Genomic DNA, 23,126 nt, shown 5'->3' on the forward strand with positions numbered 1-23,126 from the left:
TCCTGCAATCACTTGTTGAGCGTTTCGTCTAAGTTCAGGATCTCGTTGCACGTCATCGTCCAGGCGGCAAGCGTTGTCGACGAGATCGAAGCGTCCGCTACCGAATCACCAACGGCAATCAGTCGCTTGGCATCATTGGGGTTTGCCGAAAAATGTTCGACGTAGGCGGCATGATTCGCCATCACGACGAGCGTCTCGTCCGGTCGAAGTGCTCGACTAAGCACCGTTAACGCGATTCGCTCGATCGTTTCATTCGAATCCACCGTTTGACTCAATGAATTCTGTGCCAAGTTGCGAGCCGCTTCGATGTACTCGGGCGCATTGAGCGTCACCAAAGCTTGCAGCGGAGTATTCGTCCGTTCCCGCCGGACCGTGCAGACTTCGCGGTTGGGCGCATTGAATGCCTCCAACCCCGGCGGCGGCGACATTCGCTTCCAAAACGTATAGATTGATCGCCGATAAAGTTCCGCGCCCTCGTCGACTTGATAGTCACGCGTGTTGCTGCCTCCTAGACCGACCATGTTCCACAAATTGTCCGGTTGATAGGGGCGTGTTCCCGGGCCAAACATCTTGCGAGACAGCAACCCGCTGGCGGCCAACGCCGAGTCACGAATCACTTCGGCGTCCATTCGAAAACGCGGGCCGCGAGAAAGTAAAAAATTGTCGCGGTCTTTCTCTCGTTTTTCATCCGTCGTGACGGCGGCTTGGCGATACGTCGCCGACATCAAGATTTGCTTAAAGAATCGTTTCACATCCCAGCCGTTTTCGACAAAATCGATCGCCAACCAATCCAGTAACTCGGGATGCGAAGGCGGAGATCCCATGACGCCGAAGTCTTCGGTCGTCGTGACAATGCCCGAACCAAAAATTTCTTGCCAGAACCGATTCACTGTCACTCGCGGGGTCAACGGGTTCGTCGGATCGACCGTCCACATCGCCAAGCCCAGGCGGTTTTGCGGCGCGTCGTCCGCGATCGGATGCAACGATTCCGGCGGCGCGGCAGCGACCTGGTCACCGATCATCGTGTAATCGCCGCGCATCAAGATATTCGCCATCGCGGGCTGGCCGCTTCGTTCGGCCTGGACCAGCGAAATCGGGCTGCGGTCCCGAATCGATTGTCGCTCGGCCTCGAGGTCGGCGATCAACGCGGACAAGCGATTGAATTCGGCGTCGTGTCGATTGAGGAAATGTTCCTGAAGCATCGCTTGCTGTTTTTCCGATCGATCCCCTTTGGCAATGGAAATGATGGTCGCCAATTGATCGCTGATTCCAAGATCCTCGGCCTGCTCGGACGAAAGTTCGCGATCGAAAAGGTAGACGTCGCGGATCGATCCGTTGTGGACGTCGCCGGTGCTCCTTTGACCGACTCTCAGCGGCGTTTCGGTCTGGATATTAACAGCTGCTTTTTCGGAATCGCTATCATCTGACTTTTTCCCCTCCGGCGCGATCGTCTCCATGTCGACCGTCGTGAGCTGCTTCTTACCGTCCATGTAAATTTGGATGCCGGCAGCGGTCGCCGAACCGTCGTAGGTGATACAGACATGATGCCAACGATCCTTTTCGACGACTCGATCCTTTGTCGTGACCTTGATGGCTGCATCGGGCCAACGATCGATCAAATGCATCGCCATCTTTCCACCGGCAAGGAAGACGTCCCAACCGCGGTAGTGGTTTTCCAGATCCATCTTCGCCACCAAGCCGGCACCGCCGCTATGGGGATTGTCGCTTCGAAACCACGTGGCCACCGAGAACGGTTGGTCAATGGCGAAGTCGCCAAGCGATCCTAACGAAACGTTTTGCTTGGCTTTGAACTGGGCCGCGGTACCAAAGCGGTCATCGGCCGTCCACTTAAGCTTCGCAAATGATTCGCGCTGGTTTTCTTCGGCTTCGTCGTGAAGCGGCAATTGAACGATCGGATCCGCCGCAACGTTGTCTCGGAAGGACTGGGGCGTCAAAGTGGACTCCCATTTGACAAACTCGTCGGTGCTAGCACTCTGACGGGTTTGTCGCTGTTCGCTCGCCGTTTCCAGCTCCGCGTCGATCACTTCCCATCTTGGGATGTCCTCGGCGGACGGGATGGCAACGAATGGGCCACCGCCGTCTTTTTGATCCGTATCCATTGCGGGTTGGGTCGTGTTGCGGAAGTAGGCCGCCAATGCGTAGTAGTCCTTCGCGCTAATCGGATCGAACTTGTGATCGTGGCACTGGGCACAATTCGTCGTCAAACCCAAGTACACCCACCCGAAAGTTTGAACGCGATCGGACGCGTACGCAGCCATGTTCTCGTCCGCAATCGTTCCACCTTCGTTGGTCGTCATCGAGCAGCGTTGGAATCCCGTCGCCGTCAATTGATCGATCGTTGGCGAAAGCAGTAGATCACCGGCGAGTTGCTCGATCGTGAATTGGTCGAAAGGCTGATTCGCGTTGAACGAACGGATGACCCAGTCGCGGTACGGCCAAATTTCGCGGTAGTTGTCACGGTGCATGCCGTGAGTGTCGGCATACCGAGCGGCGTCCAACCAGTATCGAGCTCGATGTTCACCCCAGCCTTGTTTCTGCATCAAGCGATCGATCGCGTCGGATACCGCTGCATCATCGCGTTTGGCAAAGTCTTCTACAAAATCGCTCGTGTCTTGTATCGACGGCGGAAGCCCCGTGATGTCAAAACTGAGCCGCCGAAACAACGAACGCGAGTCGGCCGGCGGCGCCGGTGCAAGCCCTTGTTCACGCAACCGATCCAGCACAAATGCGTCGATCGGATTCTTTTGCCACGGATCATCGATGCTGATCGCCGGCGGTTGCTTTTTGACCGGCGGAACGAATGCCCAATGTTTCGCGTACTCAGCGCCTTCGGCGACCCATCGAACTAGCATCTCCCGCTCGTCCGGCGTCAGCGACTTGTGGCTGTCCGGCGGCGGCATGACGATGTCAGCATCGTCGGTCACGATTCTTGCAACCAACTCACTTGCATCCGGATCGCCCGGTTCGATCGCGCCAGATTCGATTGCCGAATCACGAAGGTCCAATCGCAAATCGGCTTCGCGACTATCACCGTCCTGTCCGTGACAAGCAAAGCAATTCTCAGCTAGAACGGGACGCACATCTCGGTTGAAATCAATCGGCGCAGACGCACTCGCTTCCGTGGCAAGAACCAGAGTGAGTCCCGCGACAACGAAGCCGCGAACGACCACCGATGGACTCGCAAACGTAGGTGGGTTTGATAAAAGTGGTGTCACGATTGATGAGTGGTTTGCGGCAAACGAGATTGAAAATGGGCGTTCAATCCTGATGACCTGTGCCCTTTACACACACCTTATCGTTAAGGGACTTTTTTTCTTTCCAGATCTGGCAACAACAAGTTTCGTTTTTGCGTCGCGATCCGGTCGCCCACGCGTGACGCCTATCGATTTCGTCTTTTCGGTAACCCGCTGCGCAAGCGAGGGATCAACTAAGATCGAACTTCACTCGATGACGCAGTGAGTTGCTCCAAAACAAATACGTCGGGTTTCCGTCGAATCAACAAGCCGATCCGCGACATAGACAGAAACGGTCGGGCCGCGCGACGGATTTCTGCGTGGACCAACAACCGTAGTTCACTTGAGCTTGCTCAATCAAGAGAAGACGGCCAAGTGCGGAATCAAAAACAAGCGGCTTACCGCCGGCCGGGACGATGACGAGATGGAAAAGTCGTTTTCTGCCGGTAAGTCCCCGTGCAATCGCCCTGAAGAAAGACCAGCAATGACAAAACAAAGCGAGCGTCTGAGTCGTCACCAACTCAAACGCTCACAGGGTAGTCACTGATGCACCATCGACTCAACTATCTCTGGCAGGTTGTGTCTCCACAGAACCTGTTGCGTCTCACTGAGCAATCCCAGCAGCATCCGAGTCAGCAGTCGCGACAAGTAAACATCGCGAAACACCCTTCGCCATGCCAAAATTTCGGGGGTTCGGGAGGTGGTCCATGACCACACACCATCACCACGAAAAGGGAATTCCAAAACGAATTTGGAATCTACGATTGACCCTGATAAAGACCGTCGCTGACTAATTGTTCACGAACTGTTTTGCTGTTCATCGATCATCGATCATCGCTGGCTCTACTGATCTGCCTCAGTTGCCTGACCGCTCATCTCTGCTTCCATCCTTGCGTTATAGGCATCGTCTTCACCGACTGGCGTTGGCTTCCAATTCGGTGGCGGCTCGGCAACCGAGTTGACCTCTTTGCCACATCCAGCAATACCCAGACTGGCGACCAAGAGTGCGGCGACGAAAAACGATTGCAGCCTACGATTCAAGTTGTTGTTCACGAGATTCAATTCCAAATACAAAGGTAACAAAGGGGAACAAAAAGACAATCCGCATGGTAAGTTCCCATGCGGATTGTCGCACCCGAATTCTTTGAAGCAAAAAACGGCTCGAAGAAACTGGAACTACAGTTCTTCTTCGATCGTTTCTTTACCACGAACGCTTCCCAGCGCTCCCCACAAACCGAACGGGCTAGCTGCGCCTGGTTGGTTGTTGATGTCGACAGGAAACGCATTCTGGTTTCCGGCCTCGATCGAATCGGTGATGAATTTGACGGCTCCGTCGGCCATCAGAACGTGAGCACCACCTTGGTGACGACTGCTCATGCCGTGGACGCCTGGGTTCAAGTGGTTCTGGGCACACACCAATTTATTTGGGGGTTTGATGGTAAAGCACTGTGAGTACAGCGGTGCCATCGCGGCCCAAATCATTCCACGCGCTTCGACGCCCGACGAAACGGCAAGCCCGTCCTGCCAAAACTGCGGACGCAGCGGATCGATGTCCCCGTCGCAAAGATCGATATCGATCCCCGCCGCACTGTGCAGAACTCGCAACCGCTGGGCGCTGCGAACGTCGCGATCGCCGAGATCGGTAATGATTTCACCCATTGCAATCGAGTTGGACGTTCCATCGAGGATGTCCCGGAACTTGCTGCGGTGGTGAGTTCCGAAGACACCTCGCATCGAGGAGCGTCCGTCGGTTTGAACGCTTCCGCTGGTCGCCCATGTACCGTCGAACCAAGCAATCGGTCGGGTGCTACCCTGAGATTCCAGCGCCGGATTTCGCTGACCGTAGTAAGCATGCTTGCTGCTGTCACCACCACACACGGCGTAGTTCAAGCGACCGCGGCCGGGCAATCCGACGCCCGGATCGCTGGGACAACGGAACGTGACAACGTTTGTCAACCACGGAATGTACGCCGCACCGTTGGGTGCCGACGGCGACGGCCCCATGGCGTTATACTGTTCGCCGGCATCTATCGTGCCGTTATTGTTGGTGTCCTGCCACAACGGGTTGGAAATCTGCTCCCACAACGCTTGTTGCTCGCAAAACGGCAGCATGCCCACGTGGGCGCTAAGGTTCATCGCGTTGGAATTGATCCAATTGGACCACTTCACTGCCCAGCCCGGTGCGCCAGGACCAGCGTAGATCGGTCCTACAGCAGGACCTCGCTCGATCGTCCCAGACCCGTGCATGGGGAATTGCTTGTAGGCCGAATGATAATTGTGCAGCGCCAAACCGAGCTGCTTGAAGTTGTTGCTACAGCTCATTCGCCGCGCAGCTTCACGAGCCGCCTGAACAGCGGGCAGTAACAGCCCGACAAGCACTCCAATAATTGCAATCACCACCAACAACTCGACGAGCGTGAAACCGCTCTTCCTCGTTTTCGCCATCTGTGAATCTCCAAAAATACGGTATTACGAAATCAATTGGAGGCGACATCTCACCGCGTGTGGCGGAAAGCAGGCCCTCCAGGTAGCCATAATAGCGATCGATATTAAGAAAAACTTTCATTTTTGCGACATAAACATTTCAAAGCCACGTCAACGTCTCGCGAGCTTCCCCCCAAAGCAACTCCGCTAGACCTTCATCAAGCGAAGCCTGCAGTCTTGACTTCTTGAAGAACTCGAAAACCCGGCTCATCCGACGAAAGAGTGCGCGAAGGCAGAATGAACTTTGGCGGAGCTTCTGGACGAAAAAGAGTAGTCACGCCATCCTCTGTGGGAGATTTCTGAGGTCTTCCTTGGAAAACGGCATGTTTACCAGCCTGTGTATCAATCCTTCGCTATTCGTGGCTACCAGCAAACGCGGATAGGGTTCGTCCAAGGCGTGACGCGGTTCCATGACCAGTTTACTGAAGGAACGATCTGCTGCCCTGCCTGCCAAAGTAACGGTGTGTTGCGACGGGGAGCCAAACAGAGGGAATTCAAGGCTTCTCCCATTCACTTGAAAGCATCGGTGGTAGTGGCCGCGCTGCCTCGTATGGAGTGCCGTGATTGCGGAACCATTCGACAGATCGAAGTCGGTTTCGCCGACGCAGGCCGAACCTCCACCAAGGCATGGGCCAAGCACGCGTTGCAACTGACTCGCATTATGACGATCAAGTCCGAAATGCACAAAACCGCCACGAAATAAGATAGCCTTCGGCCGCCGCGGGAGATGCTCGATTTGCTTTCAAAATTTTTTAATCGCCTCACAATTCAGAATTCAGTTTCACTTGCTTTTAAATCCATGGATTCGTTGCATCAATCCGGTGGCGCGAGATGCAGTAGGTCACAATTGGAGCAGTAGTCGAATCACGAGTTTTTGAAGCGGCGACGATACTCGCCGGGTGCACAGTCTTCGTGTCGTCGAAATGCTGTGACCAAGTGGGCGTCGGATCGATATCCGGTCATCGTCGCGATCTGCATCAAGCTGTATCGCGTTTGGGTCAGCATCAGGCGAATCTGGTCGATCCGAACGCGTTCAATTTCTTCGCGTGGGCTGCGGTTTAAAATAGCCCGGAAGCGTCGTTCCAAGGTGACACGAGAGATCGCGACCGCATCGGCGACTTGCTTGACACTGATGCCCTCGCACGCGTGTTCGCGGATGAAGTGGACTGCCGCCGCCACCTCCTGGTCGTCGATCGCCAACAAGTCCGACGAGCGCCGTACCGAAATACGGCGCGGTGGAATCAGAATTTGGCGATCCTGGATCGGTTCGCCGGCCATCAGACGATCGAGCGCCATCGCGCCTTCGAAACCCATTCGTTGCGTGTCCGGTTCGATGCTACTTAGCGGCGGATTGGCGAGCTCACAAATCACTTCATCGTCGTCCACTCCCAACACGGCCACTTCATCGGGTGCTCGACGCCCCGCAAGCGTGGCTGCCTGAAGCACCTGGCGACCACGGACATCGTTACAGGCAAAGATCCCGACCGGCCCAACCAAAGCCCGCAACCACTCGACCAACGCGGGTTCGGGCAGTTCCGCTTGAGCTTCGCGTTGAACGATTCCTCCTTTTATTTTCGACTTGAAGATCTCGTTTTCGACGGTTGCGTCGTAAACAAGCGGTGTGAGGTTCTGCGCTTCGCACAGACGCAGGAACGCGTCGCGCCGCTGGTCGGAAAAGAGCACGCCGTTGTATCCACAGTAGGCCAAACGCTGAAACCCTCGCTGGCGAAAATGCTCGAATGCCAATTCGGAACACGCCTCTGGATCCGTATCAAACATGACTCCGTTGGCGGGTACGACGACGCCTCGCAGATCAACGGTGGGGATTTTCAACTTGGCAACTGATTTGGCCAACGTTTCGTTCTCAATTCGAGCGATCACGCCGTCAAAGCGTTGGGCGTGCAAGAACGCCGGCACACGTTCTTCGAGACCTCGTTCGAGGTGCAACACCTGCCAAGGTCCGTGAGCCCGAATGTACGACGCGATGCCCATCAAGCATCCTCGCCCATAGGCACGAGACGACTCAACCAATAGCAGAATCTGCTTCGGCTCGATTGGGCTCTTCGTTTTCTTCGCGGCGGAATTGGACATAAAAACGCTCTGGCTGACGATAGATGCAGTTGCCGGACGAATGGTCCGGCAAATTTATCGTCAAAGATCAATGAATGGCGATACCGTAGCGGTGCATCGTTTCGGCAAGCTCAAAACTGGGCCCATACCGTCCACAGTCCCGTCACCAACATGGCGGCGGCCGAGAGCCAAAGCATGAAGTCCCACAACGCACCGGGCGTTAGTGATGGCGGGCACCGTTTGTATCGGAAATACAAAGCTGCGCCGGCCAACATCGGTAACATGATGCCTTGCGCGACGCCACTTAACAGCACCAACTGCGCCGGAGCGGGAAAAACCAAGTAAATCATCAAACACAGAATCGGAAATCCGCCGCTCAGCCAGCGGATCCACTTTGCCCTTGTCACGGCGTCATCGTCGATCAATCCGATCACTCGCATTGCATCCGAAAACGTACGCGCGTGTGACGCGTTGGCAACGAAAAAGGTCGAATACAGAACTGCGAAGGCGCCGAACAGAAAGATCGAGGACGCCCATGTTGAAAACACCGGTACGAACATGACCGCCAACGTTCGCACTAAATTGTCTTTCTCGGGATTCAATCCGACGCGGTGCAAAATGGCAGCGCCCAGCAGGTAAAAAGCAATCGTCGCAAACGTGTAGACGGCCATCGCGCCCCAAGCGTCGACCCGCATGACTCGCATCCATCCCGACGCGCGGGCGGCCCACTCGGGTGAACCATCATTCTTGCCCACGAAACGTGCATAGCCTTTTTCCAAGCACCAATACGGATAAACGACAAGCTCGGCCGCACCGACACCGATGATTCCAAACGTCGCTAGCGCCGTGCCAATCGGCCGGGCGTTGCCGCTGGCGGTCGGCAAATGGAATTTTAGACCGTTGATGAACTCAGAAAATCGGACGCGAAAATCAGGTTGGTCTTGCAACAAGAACAGGTTGACGACGGTCAACAAAGTGAAGGACGCGACCAATACGGTCGACAAGGACTGGATCATTCCGTAGCGACCGTTGTACAGAATCAAACTCGTAACGATCGCAATCACCGTCGCCCAAATCGCCGCGTCGGCCGTCGACGTGTTGTCACCATATTGCGATCGAAAGGCTTCCCATCGAGATTCGATTTCCGCATCCGTCGTTGTCGGTACGAAAGCTTCCTCGCCGGTTTCGCTGTTTCGATTCGCGAACCGTTCGAATTGCAGCAAGGTTTGGGCGTCGGCGATTTCGTTGTAGTCGGCTCCCGATTTCGTGATGGGCGCTCCGATCGCCAAGGCTTGGCCGACGCTGCCGACGATGCCGCCCAACTGGCTGATGCTGCACAACCACATCACCATCCAATACCACACCAACCAATTTCCACGACCGCGAAACCGCGGTCCGGGGACTTCGTCCAACGCCATCAACGTCGTTTTGCCGCTGACGATGGCGTAACGTCCGAATTCGACCTGTGCGAAAACTTTCACGACACAGCCCAACACGATCAGCCACAGCAAACTGAAACCGGCTTCGGCGCCCGTCTTGGTCGTCGCGATCAGTTCGCCGCTACCCACGATCGAACCGGCAACGATCAAGCCGGGGCCGACACATCGAATGATGTTCGGAATCCGCGTGGGCGGGTCCAACGTCGTTGACTCGTCAGTCGTTGATTCGGTGGTTTGAGACTTCGGCAACTTTGTCGGCGTTTCGGTCATGAGAATAGGAAACGATCTTGGTCGATGGGCGCATTACACCGACCGGAATCCGGATCGATGCGTCGCTTTGGGGGTTTCAAAGCGTTTTAACACGTTTGAGGCCCCCGCGTTGCAAAGCGGGGTGGTTGGCACCGATAATGATCCTCGGCGGATCGTTCGTCGTTTTACCATCCGGCCCCACCACTCGTACGCTCGACCCTCCGCTGCATGGCTGCATCACAAGCACTCGATACGACGATCGCGGTAGTCACACCCGAGAACATCGCGTTCGACTACCAATTGGCAGGGCCTTTCCGGCGATTGCCGGCTTACTTGATCGACCTGGCCGTTCGCTGGGTTTTGATTGTGATCGTCGTGTTGGGAATTTATTTGGTCGGTGGCTTGATCGACTTTCAACTGCTGGGCCCGTTCGCGACGGCGGCCGGCTTTCTGGTCTATTTCGGCATCAGTTGGTTCTATGGGACCGTGATGGAGACGGTTTTCAACGGCAGAACGATCGGCAAGTGGTCGGTCGGGATTCGCGCGATCGATACCGAAGGTCGCCCGATCAACGCGAAACGTGCGTTTCTGCGTAATCTGCTCCGCATCGCCGACTTGGCTCCCGTCGCCGCGCTGACCAGCTTTTCAGATGAAGTCCCCCCCGTGTTCATCATCCCCACCGGGATGATCGGATTGGCAACGATGCTGTTGACGCGCCGGTTGCAGCGACTTGGCGATTTGGCGGCCGGAACCATGGTCATTGTTGATGAACGCGCGTGGAGATTGCCGATCGCGAAGGTCGATGATCCGCGAGTCGCCGCGTTGGCTTCGTTTTTTCCGGGCGACTATCGAGTCTCACGCAGCATGGCAAGAACCTTGGCCGTGTACGCTGAACGCCGCCACTATTTGACGCCGGCTCGTCGCCGCGAAGTCGCGCGTCACTTGACCGTGCCGTTGATCGAACGGTTCGAATTTCGCGCCGACATCGATCCGGACTTGTTGATGTACGCGTTGTACTACAAAACGTTTCTGTCCGAGTCGTCGGCGGAACCACCTGATCTGGGTCCATTTGCCGGGTACAGCCCGCTTCTTCGTGACGCAGGAAAACCGGCGCCGGCCGATTCCACATCGACGTTACATCCGACTGCACCGGAGGTTTTTCAATGAACGTTGCCATCCTGCTTGAAAAACGGCGAGTGCAATGGTCGGAATTGGAAGCACTTTGTGACGCGATGGAGTCGCGAGGACGAACCGACAAAGCCGGCGCGGCTCATCATCGTGGCGCCGAAGGTGTTTCGCGATTCTCGGAACTGTACCGATCCGCCTGCGCGGACCTGGCGCTGGCAGACGCCTACCAGTTACCGCCCGGCACGGTGACATACCTGCACCGCTTGGTCGCTCGTTCACACAACCAGCTTTACCGAGCCAACAAATTTGAACCGAGTCGATGGTTCAACACGATTTTCCATGAGGCTCCCCAGCAAATCTTTGCCGATCCATGCGTCCGCATCGCCACGATCGTGTTCTTCGGGTTGTTCGCCCTGTCGATCTACATGGGGCTGAACGAGGATAAATTCCCCGGATTCGCCGAAGCGATGGTGGGCTCGACCCAGCTGGAACAAATGGAAGAGATGTACGAAAAACCGATATCGGGGTCGCTGGACCACTACGTCCCGATGGCCGGTTTCTACATCATGCACAACACGGGCATCGGGCTTCAGTGTTTCGCTTACGGAATATTGATCATTCCGTGTTTGTTCATTTTGGCATTCAATGCAGTCACCTTGGGCACGGTTTTCGGCTACATGGGCCGCGAGGGTGCGGTCGGTGGTGACAATTTTTATCACTTCGTCACCGCTCACGGCCCCTTCGAATTGACAGCGATCGCGTTGTCGGCGGCGGCGGGACTGCGTCTGGGTGTCGGGCTTTTTTACACCGCAGGACTCTCGCGCGCCGATTCGTTGCGAGTTAATGCACTGCGTTCGGTGCCGGTGATGGTTGCATCGGCCATCCTGTTCACGTTGGCGGCGTTCACCGAAGGCTTCCTTTCGCCCAGCCCCGCACCGTACCTGGTCAAAGCGGCTTGGGCGATCATGTCATCGGGCATGATCAGTTTCTACTTCGTCGTTCTCGGGTTTCCTCGCGACGGTTTCACGCGACGTTCGGTCGAGTCCGACACGCCGCGTTCGCCATGGTCGGATGAAGAAGGAGCCATCGATGCAGCTTGATCAAACCCATGTCGTGATTCGTTTGCGATCATTGTCAGAGATCGGTGACTTGGCGATGGTGATGATCCGTCGTTACCCCACATCGCTGTTGATCGGGTTTACCGCTGGCGCACTGCCATGGGCAATCGTCAACGCGATTTTGTTGAGCTGGATCCCGATCGTCGAAGCGGGTTACGGACTGGACGACGAGGAAGCGATGGCTGAAATTTTTCGCTACTTGTCTTGGATGGCAATCCTGGTGATCGCCCAGACTCCCGCGGCCGGTGTGATGACAACCGTCTACTTGGGACAAGCGGTTTTCGAACAAAGACCCACTTGGTCTACCGTTTTTTCCGAAGCCAAGCGGCAATTCGGCCGATGGTTCATGGCGTTGGCGGTGATCCGATTGGCGATTCCGATCATGGTGATGCTGGCGGTCCGCTGGGGGCAACCGGTGTCTGCTTTTTGGGATGTGTTGGTGCCGATCACCGCGCTGATCATGATCACGTTGGTCCGCGCGGCTCGCCCGTTTCTTCCTGAAATCCTGATGCTGGAACAGTGCCCAATCCGGTCGGACGACGAACATGTGATCACGGCTCGCCGCCGATCGAAATCGCTTCACGGCCCGGTCGCCAGCGACATGAGCGGACGGTTCGTTTCGGTCTCGTTCGTAGTGACCGTGCTGTTCTTCAGCGTGTTTTACACGCTGATGTGGGCACGAGGGATCACGATCGGGCAGTGGCAGTTTTTGGATTTGATCGTCTTGCTGGTGATGTATCCGCTGGCCCTTTGGATCGTCGCGGGGTTCAGTGTTCTGGTTCGCTTGCTCAATTATTTGGACACCCGCATCCGTCTGGAAGGCTGGGAAGTCGAATTGTCCGTGCGCGCCGAAGCGATTCGACAATTCGGCGATCAGGTCGACGTCCCCGTCGCCGAGGCGGTGTCATGACCGCCGCACGCCCCCACGCAGCGATGTCGCATCAAGTTGCCGCGTTGGCGATGGTCATCGGGTTAACGATTTCAAACACCACGCAGGCGCAATCGTCGGATACGCGTGCAAAGATCGAAAGCGAAGCGATCGCTGACTCGGTTTGGTATGACTCGGACCAAAATTCGGTCACTCCGGTCGATGTAAAAGTCCGAAAAGACGATTCACTCAATCGTTCGAGCCGATGGTTGCCCAAGCCGGACAAGGTCGCGAAACCAAAGACACCAACGAGCGCGACCAGCGGTGGAACCGGCGTTCTTGGGTCTGGGCTGACGATTGGCAACCTGTTGGGCTGGGGATTGCTGATCACGTTGTTTGCGGCCGCAATCGGGTTGGTGCTTTACACGATGAGCAAGGCGGAACTCGACTTGGCCGGCAATGCCGCATCCCGGCGCGGGTCCGGCCAAGACGGAACGATCGATGAGCAAATGATCCAACGCATGAAGCATCTCCCAGCCGAACTTCGACGCACCGACGTGAACTTACGAACCGAAGCGGAACGATTGATGAAAGAAGGACTGTTCGATCAAGCGATCATCTTATTATTCGGACACCAATTGCTGTCGTTGGATCGTGTCGGCATGCTGCGGCTCAACCGCGGCAAAACGAATCGCAAATATGTTCGCGAAACCAGATCCGCCGATCCCCATTGCGGGGACCAATTACAGCTTACCGTCGATGCGTTCGAACGATCCTATTTCGGTCGGCACGTCATCAAGGAGGACGAATTCGACGCGCTTTGGCAATCCAACTCCGCCATGGAAAATGGCATCGGCGTCCGAATGGGGGCCGCCGTATGAACCGACAATACATCTATTCGCTAGTCGTGTTGCTGCTGATCGCGACGTCGGGCTGTTCGGACTTGGTTACGGACTACGGTGAGTCGAAAGGCTTGAAAGGTCAATCTAGTTTGAACGGGTTTGGCGCGTTACGAAACAGTTACGAACTCTCGGGGTTCCGCGCACGCGATGTTTCGCGATTGACCGATCGCGTCGGTACGAGCGATGCGATCGTTTGGACGCCGCAATTGATGGATGGCGTCGACAGTGATGTGACAAAATGGTTCGAACGATGGTTGGCCAAAGGCAATAAAACATTGGTGTACGTGGTGCCCGACAGCGGCAGCGAAGCAGACTACTGGATCGAGGCCAGCCGGCTCGCGGAACCGGCGCAACGAATCGAGTATCGCAAACGGGCCGGGCAAAGCATCAACCAACGAATGATCTGGCGGCTGAATCGAAAAGCGATGCCCAGCAACGGCTGGTTTCAGGTCCAACCGCTTGAACACCGCATCGACGTCGACGTGATCAAGGGCGAATGGTCATCGGACCTTGCCGAGAAAACACGTGGCGACAAAACCAGCACCGGGTTGTTCGCGGAGTTCTCCGTCGAGCCCTACGATTCCACAGTCGTTGTTCCGCCGGCGACAGGATTCGTCCCGACGGGCCCGACCGGCCCCAGTTCACCGGGCTTTTCAAGCGGCGCTACGGTCGTGCCTTCGAAAACCGAAACGACCTTCCGATCGTTCGTCTCGCATGGCGACGATAGCGTCGTCGCAGAGATCCGATCAACGAAATGGAAAGGCTCTAAGATTCTTGTCGTCGCCGGCGGGTCGCTGCTGACGAACTTTGCGCTGGCCCATCAAGCCAATGCGAAGCTGGCCGCCAAAATTGTGAACGAATCGACGCCATCGGGTGTTGCCAGTCCCGTCGCCGGTTTTTTGACCAGTGATTGGATGGGCGTTCCCGTCAGCGAGTCGACACCGGGAGTCCCCGTCGCATCCGGCATGGAACTGTTGACGGTTTGGCCCTTGTCGTTGGTGACGATGCACGGTGCACTGCTGGGGTTTGTGATCTGTCTGATGCTTTGGCCGATTCTGGGACGCCCCAAACGCGTCCATACGTCCGAACATACTCACTTCGGCGATCACTTGGACGCGGTGGCCGGGCTGATGAACCGAGCCGGCGGCGAAGACTATGCGCGTGCCCGAATCAGCGAATACTTCAAACGCGTGCGAGGCGAAACATCGGGTCCATGGGTCCTTGCTGATCAAATCAAGGATCAAGTCCAATCGGCACCGCTTCCATCGTTAGGCGCACGATGGAAAAATGTTCCGCCCGAAAAACCGGCAACCGCCCCGCCGAGTCCACCCAGCGAACCAATCTCCCCCGACGAGGAAATCTCTTGAATAGCCCGCTCCCACCCGCCGGTTCGGATCCTGTTGCACCGCCGCCGGTTTCAGCTTCGACTGCGCCGCAGATATCCGAACGATTCGCACCCGTTCGCGAACTGTATCAAAAGATCGCTGGCGAGATCGGAAAGCTTTATGTCGGCCAAGATGAACTGGTCCTCGGCACATTGACCGCCCTATTTTCCGGCGGCCACGTGTTGATCGAGTCGGTACCGGGCTTAGGGAAAACGCTTTTCGTACGGACACTCGGTCGAACGCTGGGGTGTGAATTCGGACGCATCCAATTCACCGCCGACTTGATGCCGTCGGACATCACCGGTGCGCCGGTGTACGACATGCAAAAGAGCGAGTTTCGTTTTCGTCCCGGCCCCGTGTTCACTCAATTCTTATTGGCGGACGAGATCAACCGATCGCCCGCAAAGACTCACGCGGCGCTCTTGGAAATCATGCAGGAGTACCGCGTCACGGTCGACGGAACCAGCCACCAAGTGCCGCGTCCGTTTTTGGTGATGGCGACGCAGAACCCGTTGGAAAGTGAGGGCACCTACAACCTGCCCGAAGCCCAACTGGACCGGTTCATGTTCAAGCTGCGCGTCGACTATCCATCAGCCGCTCAGGAGGCTGAGATTCTAAAGATGCACAGCAAGCAGATCGACTTGAACCAGCGACTGCGCGATGAGGTGATGACCATCACCAATCCGGAACAAATTTTGAACGTCATGCAATTGTGCGGTACCGTGCGAATCGAAGAGAGTTTGGTTGACTACATCAATCAAATTGTTCGTGCGACGCGAACGTGGCCCGCGTTCCACATCGGCGCCTCCCCACGCGCCGGATTGGCGTTGATGCAAGCGTCACGAACATTGGCGGCGTTCGGCGGACGCGACTACGCGGTGCCCGATGACGTCGTCGAAATCGCGATCCCGGCGCTGCGTCATCGGATCGAATTGACAGCCGAAGCGGAAATCGAAGGCCGCACTGCGGACGAAGAACTGAGCAATCTGATTCGAGGCATCGAGGTGCCTCGCGACTAGAACCCCGTTGCGTTGGTGGGCGGTTTAGCGGTTCTTCGTTAGTATTTATGCCCGCCAGTATTTTGTCCCGCCAACCAATGTCCGATGAATGACGACTGACATGAGCCACTCGGCTGACCCTTTTTTCGAACCTTATGACCGCAAGAACGTCGCTTATGGTGACGAGCCAACGGCGGCGATCGCTGCATTTTTGGACCAGGTCGACGGTGGTGGTCGCGCGATCGACTTAGGCGCCGGCGCTGGTCGCGATACGGTGGCGCTTGCGGCAGCAGGGTTTGATGTCACGGCGGTGGATTTAAGTGGCCGTGGGCTTGAACGTATCCACGAGCGGGCCAAGTCCGGCGGTGTCGCCAATCGCGTGACGACCAAAGAAGCTGACGTGCGCGACGTGGCGCTTGCGGCGAACACGTATAACGCGATCGTCGCGACGACCGTGTTGGACCACATTCCCGCCGCCGACGCGATGCGTGTTTGGGGCCAAATGACCGAGGCGCTCACCGACACGGGGATGCTGTTTGTCGAAGTTCACACGACCGAGGATCCGGGCAGTCCCGAGCACCCCGGTTGCGATAGCGACGCCCCCATCAGCGAGACGGCGGGCGCGGTGATCAATTACTTTCGCCCCAACCAGCTGGCGTCATGGGCGGTCGATCCGAAGTCACGACTGCGCGTGCTTCGATACGAGGAACGCCAGGAATGGGATTACACGCACGGCCCCGAACACTTGCATGGCAAAGCAATCTTGCTAGCCGTCCGCGAAGGATTTTATCCCGATTGGTTCGGACAACCCGCTGCATTCCCTCGAAACGCGTCTTAGCATGCCCGAACAAGACCCCGATGCCTCGCGCCGCGATGACCTGGCACTCGTCCGTACCGACTTGGCGAACGAGCGAACGCTGCTGGCTTACGGCCGAACGGCACTGATGGTATCGGCCACAGGAGCGACGTTGATCAAGTTCTTCCCCGATACGATGTTGATTCATATTGCGGGCTGGGGATTTGGTGCCGTCGGCATATTGGTCGCCTTCGTTGGTGCAACCAGGTTCGCCGTTCTACGCAAGCGATTGCACCGGAGCTAGTCGCGTGCGGCGGAACCGTAGGGGCGAGTACTGATGACGCCTTCGGTGGGACTGCTTGCGGTGCCATAGAGACGTTTGGGGATGCGACCGGCAAGAAAAGCGTCACGCCCGGCCAACGTCGCGTACTTCATCGCACGGGCCATGCGAATCGGGTCGCGTGCATGCGCGATCGCGGTGTTCAGCAGCACGCCGTCGGCGCCCAATTCAAACGCTTCGCTGATGTCGCTTGCCGTGCCGACACCTGCGTCGATGATGACGGGGTAATCCGGATCATCTTCTTTTAGATATTCCAAAATGATCTTCAGGTTGTTGACGTTCAACAGTCCTTGCCCGCTTCCGATGGGGCTGCCGGCCGGCATGACGCTTGCAGCACCGGCGGCCTTTAGCTTCTGGGCCGTGACGGGGCAATCGCTGGTGTAGCACAGCACTTGGAAACCGTCGGCGGCAAGTTCGCGGCACGCGTTCAATGTTTCCGTCGGATCCGGGAGCAACGTTTTGCTGTCGCCCAGCACTTCCAATTTGACCCAGTCGGCGCCGGCGTTACCGAGCGTTCGCAGTATTTCTCGGCCCAGTTTGGCTGCTCGGATCGCGTCGGCCGCCGTGTAACATCCCGCCGTGTTGGGCAACAGGATGTACCGATCAAGATCCAAAAAATCGAGAATGTTCTGGCCCGTCTTGTCATACAACCGCTCGCGACGCACCGCCACCGTCACGCAATCGGCGCCCGACGCATCGAGCGAATCTCGCATCTGCTCCATCGAATCGTACCGACCGGTGCCGACAATCATACGACTGGCCAACGTGTGCGATCCGATGGTCAGTGGACGGTCATCAGGGATGTTCGGATCGGTGGACAAGCGGCGTGCCAAGTGATTCAGATGCGATGTTGGAACGAATGGGAAATGAAGTTGCAGCAACGAGTAGTCACATCGCCCTAGCCTAGCCGCCGCCGACCAACGTAACGACTTCGACATCGTCACCGGGCCCTACCAAAGTAGCGGCATAGTCTTCGCGAGGAACGACATCACCGTTGACTTCGACCGCCAAATAGTTGGGCGGCACTTCAACCGTGTCGAGCAATTGCTTGACCGACATGGCGGATTCGATCTCGACGGCTCGGCCGTTGACAGTGATTTTAATCAACTCAATCGTTCGCTTCGTCGAAAGCGGCGTCAAAGGCGCGGTTGGATGGCGAGAAGTCCAGCTTCTTGGTGAACTCGCACGCTTCACGGGCTCCGAATGTTCGCTCCATGCCGCAGTCTTCCCATTCGATCGACAGTGGTCCTTCGTAACCGATGTCGTTGAGGGCACGGATGATCTCTTCGAAATTGACACCGCCGCGACCGGGGCTGCGGAAATCCCAACCACGTCGGTAGTCGCCGAAGTTCAAGTGGCTGGCCAAAATGCCGGCGCTGCCGTCCAGCTTGACGATCGCGTCTTTGATGTGGACGTGATAGATACGGTCGGCAAACGTGCGAATGAATTGGACCGGATCGACGCCCTGCCAGATCAAGTGGCTGGGGTCAAAATTGAAACCGAATTCGGCGCGATGGTCGAGTGCTTCGAGTGCACGTTGGGCCGTGTAGATGTCGAACGCGATTTCCGACGGGTGGACTTCCAATGCGAATCGAACGCCGCACTCGCCGAACACATCCAAGATCGGATTGAACCGCTCGGCAAGCAGATCGAACCCGGCATCGATCATCGCCGGAGGCACGGGCGGGAACGAGTAGAGCAGGTGCCAAATGCTGCTGCCGGTGAAACCGTTGACAACATCGACGCCAAATTTCTGTGCCGCACGAGCCGTGTTTTTCAATTCTTCGGCGGCTCGCTTGTTCACTCCATCGGGATCCCCATCGCCCCAAACGTAAGGCGGCAGAATCGACTTGTGGCGAGCGTCGATATTATCGAGCACCGCTTGACCGGCTAAGTGCGCACTGATCGCGTGGCACTGCAACCCCGCGTCGTCTAGCAACTTGCGTCGATTGTCGCAGTAATCATCTTCGGCCAGGGCGCGGTCGACTTCGAAATGGTCCCCCCAACACGCCAGCTCGATTCCGTCGTAGCCGAAGCCAGCGGTCATGCGGGCCATCTCTTCGATCGGCAAGTCGGCCCATTGGCCAGTAAATAGAGTGACGGGACGAGGCATCGAGGTCTCCGGGGGATGAGCCGTGGCGGGTTAAAATAGAATTTCGAAAATGTCGCGAAGGCCGACATTTTGGCTGCCTCGGCGACTTCCTGCAACAACCCGGGCGAAAGTTGCGCGAGCGACCCGTTTCCTTCGCCGCGACGGATCATTCGTGCCCGCCGAACGCCATTCGACGGGCCTGGGCGTGGATTTCCGTCCGAATTCGATCGATCGCCCGTTGTTTTTCCGCTAATTCGGCCGTGGCGTCCTGCTGAATCAGCCGGAATTGCCGCTCGCGGTGGTCCTGGTGCGATGACCGCGAATTGAGCTGGGCTTCACGTGCATCCAAGTCCATCGACCACGCCTGCAAGTGATCGATCAGTTCCGCGGCGTGCAGGCGCAGCCAATCGTCAGCGGGCGTGCCGCTGGCCGAGAACGTCGATTCCGTACCGCTGGCCGAGAACGTCGATTCCGTGCCGCTGGCCCGTCCCGATCCACTGTCGGGTTTTCCGCCGATGACGGATGCTTTTTCCACCTTCACTCGGGCCACACGCCGATTGGTACGCGGCGGCACTGAAGTGGCGGCCGAGTCGAATCGGTAGGTGGGTCGGTCTGACATGGAATCTGTGATCAATTGCAAGAAAAGGATATTTCCGCCTATCGTTTGTTCGGCATCTCGAACGGCGCCGCTGCATCGGGGTCGCTCAGCGGCTAAGATCCGGGGCTCGGCTCGAACACTGACGCCGACGGAATGGATTTTGCGGTTTGGGCACTCTTGTCCGAGTTCGTTGATTCGGATGACTGGTCAACCCGTCCGCTCAAAAACAGCTCTTTCAATTTTGGAATCCGACTGATGCGTTACGTTTTCTTTCGCCAAGCTTTCGTTTGTTTCGTTGCGGTTACCCTGTTCGGTGTTGGCGTGATGCGCGACGCCGTGGTTGCCCAAGACGTTTCTACCGACGATTCAGCGACCATTTCGATTGATACATTGGCCGATCGCGGTATCGAGTTCTTGAAAAACCGAGGGCAAGCGGACGACGGATCCTTCAGCCCCGAAACGGGCGCAGCGGTCACAGGCCTTTGCGTTCGCGCGATTCTTGAACACCGCCCTGCGGCAGTAAACGATCCCGCTGTCAAGAAAGCCATCGACTTCATCGAGAGCAAAATCCAACCCGATGGCGGCATTTATGCGGCCGGGTCGAAGTGGAAGAACTACGAAACCTCGGTCGCCGTTGGTGCCCTGATCAAAGCCAACGGTGACCACAAATTCGACAGCGTGCTCAAGCGAGCCGAACTGTTTCTCAAGGGCATCCAGTGGGACGAGGACGAAGGCGTCACGCCGGCCGACGCGGCCTATGGTGGTGCAGGCTATGGCAGCCACTCACGGCCAGACCTCTCCAACACGGCGTTCCTGATCGACGCACTCCGCGAACTGGGCAATGACGCCGATGACGAGTCCATCCAGAAGGCGTTGAAGTTCGTCATCCGAACGCAAAACCTAGCCGGTGAAGGCAACGATACCGAACATGCCGACGACATTGGCGACGGCGGTTTCTATTACACGCCGGCCGCCGGAGGGCAAAGTCAGGCGGGTGAATCCGATGGTGGTGGGCTGCGCAGCTACGCGTCGATGACATACGCGGGACTGAAAAGCATGATTCATGCGGGGCTCACCAAGGACGATCCTCGGGTGGTCGCTGCGATGGACTTCATTCGCAAAAACTACTCGCTCGACGCCAACCCCGGCATGGGAACGGCTGGTCTGTTCTACTATTACCACACGTTCGGCAAAGCGCTCGACGTTGCGGAAATCGAAACATTGGACGATGCATCGGGCCAGCCACACGTTTGGCGAGAAGAATTGGTAAGAACGTTGGCCCGACATCAGCAGAACGACGGATCGTGGGTGAACTCCGAAAACGACCGATGGATGGAAGGTGACCGCAACCTCGTCACCGCTTACGCTTTGTTGGCATTGGCCTTTGCCAGCGAACAGTGATGCCGCTGCCGAAGCGTAACGTTGTCAAAATATCGAAACCCGAAGGGATAAGCGGATGACTCGAAGTTGGATGAAGCAGATCGTTGCGTCGATGAGCGCCTTCGCATTGGCGTCGATGGGCGTGGGAAGTCTTGCGAGATGCGAGGAAGTTGCTGCCGCCCCGAATGTCGATTCCACTTGGGTCACCTCGATCGCGAAATTTGGCAACGAGGGCAAGTTCGCCGCCTCGACAGCCACCGGCCTGTTGTTGCGTCCCGCCGATGTCGTGTCGTTCGATGCGTCGGATCCGTCGAAGCTGACAAAGCTGTATACACACCCGGCCGCGGTTTGGCGATTGGTCGTCACCGATGACGGATCCACCATCGCCAGCGTTGATTATCGCGGCAATCTGATGACGATGAATCGCGGCGAAAGCGATGCGAAGTTGCACGAGAAAGCCTTCGAGCGATGGTGCCAAGCACTGACAATCACGCCCGACCAAAAGTCCTTGGTTGCCGGTAACGAGGCGGGCAAAGTGTTCGCTTGGGATCTGGCCGAAGGCAAGGTTCGCAAGTCCGTCGAACTGGATGGGCACGCCGTTACCGGACTTTCCGTTTCGCCCGACGGAAAACAAGTCGCCGCATGTGATGGCGGTGGCCACGTGCATTTGCTGTCGTGGCCCGAACTGGAATCCGTAGGCAAGATCGAAATCAATGCCGAACCGGCCTGGTGCATTGCGTTCGTCAACGATGGCAAACAGTTGCTGCTGGGCAGCGGTGATCGACACCTTTATCGCGTCGATGCGACCGACGGTGCGAAAGCGGAAAGCGTTGCCGAGGGCAGCGACTGGATCACCCAGATCGCCGTTTCGCCCGGCGGGCAAGTCGTCGCCAGTGAAGTGGGTGGAAAACTGCATTTCCCCGGCGCATCTTCCGATCCGATGACGGCCCCCAGCGGCGTTTGGTCGTTGGCGTGGAACGGCGATGGCCAGTTGTTGGTCGGCACTCGCAAGAGCGGCGTCGTCACAGCGGGCCGATCATGGAACTGGACGGCACCCCAACCCGCCGACTCGCAACCAGCCAACGCGGAACCGACGGCGAAAACCCATGATTGAAGCGATTTCCGACCGTTCGGCCGAAACGCCCCAGTACGTTGTCCGCTGCGGATCGATGCGTATTCTAGGCGTAATGACTTCCAAGCAGCGTTATCGTTACGGCGACGATGTGATCGTACGGACCGATCGCGGTACCGAAATCGGAACCGTCCTCTGTGAAGCGACGCCGACGGCGTTGGATTCGATGACCGAACCGACGCAGGGCCGTATCGTCCGTTCGATGTCCGACGACGATCGTTCCCAATGGCGTCACCTTGAAACGAAAACGGTCGATGACTTGCAGGTCGCCAATCGCTGTGTCGATGCACTGCGACTAAAAATGGAATTGGTTGACGTCGAACGTATTCTTGGTGGCGAACGACTGGTGGTGTACTTCTTAGCCGAAGAACGTGTCGATTTCCGCCAATTGGTTCGTGACCTTGCCAAGGAATTTCAGACGCGAATCGAGATGCGGCAAATCGGCGTACGTGACGAAGCCAAACTGTTGGCGGACTACGGCGACTGTGGCCAACCGATCTGTTGTGCAACGTTTCTTAGCAAGATGCCGCCCGTGTCCATGAAAATGGCCAAGCTGCAAAAAGCGACGCTCGATCCGTCAAAGATTTCGGGACGTTGCGGTCGGTTGAAATGCTGCTTACGTTACGAGTTTGACACTTACGAATCGTTGGCGAAGGAATTACCACCGCCCGGAAGTGTTGTCTTGACGCGAGACGGCAACGTGACGGTCGTCGCACAAGACATCCTGTCCCGGCAATTGACGGTCAAGACGGATGACCATCGGCGAGTCCTGATCTCGGCGGACGATGTGCTTAGCATCGTGAAACGCGGCGAAGAACTTGGGAAACCACGTCGAAGTCGAGCGAGAAAACCGAACAAAGATGTAGATCCGGATACTTCGTCGTAGCTCCAAA

At 57.0% G+C, this 23,126-nt stretch carries 20 protein-coding genes; 11 read left to right on the forward strand and 9 right to left on the reverse strand.

Annotated features, from left to right (window positions below; translation table 11 throughout):
- Positions 1-8 precede the first annotated feature (8 nt).
- The 5 genes from Poly51_RS09355 to Poly51_RS09380 form a co-directional block, all read right to left on the reverse strand.
- Positions 9-3,236 (reverse strand): DUF1553 domain-containing protein, encoded by a 3,228-nt coding sequence (locus tag Poly51_RS09355; protein ID WP_146456585.1) that lies wholly within the window; start codon positions 3,234-3,236, stop codon positions 9-11.
- Between the two features lie 861 nt (positions 3,237-4,097).
- Positions 4,098-4,307, reverse strand: a complete 210-nt coding sequence (locus Poly51_RS09365; RefSeq protein ID WP_146456589.1) for a hypothetical protein — start codon at positions 4,305-4,307, stop codon at positions 4,098-4,100.
- 123 nt (positions 4,308-4,430) lie between these two features.
- The gene (locus tag Poly51_RS09370; protein WP_146456591.1) at positions 4,431-5,699 is read right to left on the reverse strand and encodes a DUF1559 domain-containing protein; all 1,269 of its coding nucleotides are present in this window, start codon (positions 5,697-5,699) and stop codon (positions 4,431-4,433) included.
- A gap of 903 nt (positions 5,700-6,602) precedes the next feature.
- On the reverse strand, positions 6,603-7,829 hold the full coding sequence (locus tag Poly51_RS09375) for a XylR family transcriptional regulator (protein WP_146456593.1): 1,227 nt from the start codon (positions 7,827-7,829) through the stop codon (positions 6,603-6,605).
- A gap of 110 nt (positions 7,830-7,939) precedes the next feature.
- Positions 7,940-9,517, reverse strand: coding sequence for an Nramp family divalent metal transporter (locus tag Poly51_RS09380; protein WP_146456595.1), 1,578 nt, complete (start codon positions 9,515-9,517; stop codon positions 7,940-7,942).
- 207 nt (positions 9,518-9,724) lie between these two features.
- On the opposite strand from Poly51_RS09380, the gene Poly51_RS09385 reads away from it, so the two are divergent.
- From Poly51_RS09385 to Poly51_RS09420, 8 genes are all read left to right on the forward strand, one after another.
- A complete protein-coding gene (locus Poly51_RS09385; RefSeq protein WP_146456597.1) occupies positions 9,725-10,663 on the forward strand; it encodes an RDD family protein in 939 nt (312 codons plus the stop codon).
- Positions 10,660-11,724, forward strand: coding sequence for a stage II sporulation protein M (locus Poly51_RS09390; RefSeq protein WP_146456599.1), 1,065 nt, complete (start codon positions 10,660-10,662; stop codon positions 11,722-11,724). The genes Poly51_RS09385 and Poly51_RS09390 overlap by 4 nt, the downstream gene beginning before the upstream one ends.
- The gene (locus tag Poly51_RS09395; protein ID WP_146456601.1) at positions 11,714-12,652 is read left to right on the forward strand and encodes a hypothetical protein; all 939 of its coding nucleotides are present in this window, start codon (positions 11,714-11,716) and stop codon (positions 12,650-12,652) included. Before Poly51_RS09390 ends, Poly51_RS09395 begins: the two co-directional genes overlap by 11 nt.
- Positions 12,649-13,491: a DUF4129 domain-containing protein gene (locus Poly51_RS09400; protein ID WP_146456603.1), complete on the forward strand. Its 843-nt coding sequence runs from the start codon at positions 12,649-12,651 to the stop codon at positions 13,489-13,491. The genes Poly51_RS09395 and Poly51_RS09400 overlap by 4 nt, the downstream gene beginning before the upstream one ends.
- Positions 13,488-14,879, forward strand: a complete 1,392-nt coding sequence (locus tag Poly51_RS09405) for a hypothetical protein (protein ID WP_146456605.1) — start codon at positions 13,488-13,490, stop codon at positions 14,877-14,879. Before Poly51_RS09400 ends, Poly51_RS09405 begins: the two co-directional genes overlap by 4 nt.
- Positions 14,876-15,916: an AAA family ATPase gene (locus Poly51_RS09410; protein WP_390621760.1), complete on the forward strand. Its 1,041-nt coding sequence runs from the start codon at positions 14,876-14,878 to the stop codon at positions 15,914-15,916. The genes Poly51_RS09405 and Poly51_RS09410 overlap by 4 nt, the downstream gene beginning before the upstream one ends.
- An 88-nt stretch (positions 15,917-16,004) precedes the next feature.
- A complete protein-coding gene (locus tag Poly51_RS09415) occupies positions 16,005-16,733 on the forward strand; it encodes a class I SAM-dependent methyltransferase (protein WP_146456607.1) in 729 nt (242 codons plus the stop codon).
- A 1-nt stretch (position 16,734) separates the two neighbouring features.
- Entirely contained in the window at positions 16,735-16,995 is a 261-nt protein-coding gene (locus Poly51_RS09420) for a DUF202 domain-containing protein (RefSeq protein ID WP_146456609.1), read from the forward strand.
- Here the strand turns inward: Poly51_RS09420 and Poly51_RS09425 are convergent.
- The 4 genes from Poly51_RS09425 to Poly51_RS09440 form a co-directional block, all read right to left on the reverse strand.
- The gene (locus Poly51_RS09425; RefSeq protein ID WP_146456611.1) at positions 16,992-17,969 is read right to left on the reverse strand and encodes a thiazole synthase; all 978 of its coding nucleotides are present in this window, start codon (positions 17,967-17,969) and stop codon (positions 16,992-16,994) included. The two genes, Poly51_RS09420 and Poly51_RS09425, sit on opposite strands and share 4 nt — an antisense overlap.
- Positions 17,935-18,138 (reverse strand): sulfur carrier protein ThiS, encoded by a 204-nt coding sequence (gene thiS, locus Poly51_RS09430; RefSeq protein WP_146456613.1) that lies wholly within the window; start codon positions 18,136-18,138, stop codon positions 17,935-17,937. The genes Poly51_RS09425 and thiS overlap by 35 nt, the downstream gene beginning before the upstream one ends.
- A 1-nt stretch (position 18,139) precedes the next feature.
- Positions 18,140-19,144: a sugar phosphate isomerase/epimerase family protein gene (locus Poly51_RS09435; protein WP_146456615.1), complete on the reverse strand. Its 1,005-nt coding sequence runs from the start codon at positions 19,142-19,144 to the stop codon at positions 18,140-18,142.
- A gap of 145 nt (positions 19,145-19,289) precedes the next feature.
- Positions 19,290-19,742, reverse strand: a complete 453-nt coding sequence (locus Poly51_RS09440) for a hypothetical protein (RefSeq protein WP_146456617.1) — start codon at positions 19,740-19,742, stop codon at positions 19,290-19,292.
- Between the two features lie 303 nt (positions 19,743-20,045).
- Here Poly51_RS09440 and Poly51_RS09445 point away from each other — a divergent pair, with 303 nt between their 5' ends.
- The 3 genes from Poly51_RS09445 to Poly51_RS09455 are packed head-to-tail and all read left to right on the forward strand — an operon-like array spanning position 20,046 to position 23,119.
- Positions 20,046-21,122, forward strand: a complete 1,077-nt coding sequence (locus tag Poly51_RS09445; protein ID WP_246114418.1) for a prenyltransferase/squalene oxidase repeat-containing protein — start codon at positions 20,046-20,048, stop codon at positions 21,120-21,122.
- A 55-nt stretch (positions 21,123-21,177) separates the two neighbouring features.
- Positions 21,178-22,215 (forward strand): WD40 repeat domain-containing protein, encoded by a 1,038-nt coding sequence (locus tag Poly51_RS09450; protein ID WP_146456621.1) that lies wholly within the window; start codon positions 21,178-21,180, stop codon positions 22,213-22,215.
- Positions 22,208-23,119 carry a PSP1 domain-containing protein gene (locus Poly51_RS09455; RefSeq protein ID WP_315853661.1) on the forward strand — a complete coding sequence of 304 codons (912 nt, stop codon included), beginning with the start codon at positions 22,208-22,210 and terminating at the stop codon, positions 23,117-23,119. Before Poly51_RS09450 ends, Poly51_RS09455 begins: the two co-directional genes overlap by 8 nt.
- The last annotated feature ends 7 nt before the right edge of the window (positions 23,120-23,126 follow it).

Origin of the sequence: Rubripirellula tenax (assembly GCF_007860125.1) — a bacterium.
In the GTDB taxonomy this organism is placed as follows: domain Bacteria; phylum Planctomycetota; class Planctomycetia; order Pirellulales; family Pirellulaceae; genus Rubripirellula; species Rubripirellula tenax.